Here is a 449-nt window from a genome sequence, read left to right on the forward strand (position 1 = left end):
CTCCACGGCCGGGCCGCTAATCAGGTGCTTGACCAGGCCTAACTGCCGGGCGTGGGTGATGTCGGCACAGCTTGCCGGCTGGGCGGGACTGCAGAACAGGAGCATGCCGTCGACGTCGGTGAGGACCATGGCCTTGACGGCGTTCTGCTTGTTCTTGCCGGAGATGAACTTCTCTCGGTCCCTGCGGCCGGCGGCGGGCCTGCGAACCCGGATCTCGGTGCCGTCGATGATCCCGGTGTGTCCGCTGGCGCCGAGGTGGTCGATGACTTCGGCGAGGCTGCGGAGCCGGACGCCGGTGGCGATGGTGCAGCCGCGGGCTGCGAGCAGCGGCCGCACCTCGCCGATGGCGCGGGTGATTGTGGACCGGTCGACACCAAACCAGCAGGCCAGCACGTCGTGAGTGGCACCGTGGCGAAGGTGGACGAGCGTGGCCAGGAGCCGGTCGACAA

1 protein-coding gene is annotated in these 449 nt (G+C 68.8%); it reads right to left on the bottom strand.

Translation table 11 applies throughout. From position 1 onward, the window contains the following. The coding region (locus IH80_RS0138495; RefSeq protein ID WP_030966576.1) for a transposase family protein at nt 1–449 on the bottom strand (449 nt) is incomplete at both ends.

Origin of the sequence: Streptomyces sp. NRRL S-378, from assembly GCF_000720645.1 — a bacterium.
Lineage (GTDB): Bacteria > Actinomycetota > Actinomycetes > Streptomycetales > Streptomycetaceae > Streptomyces.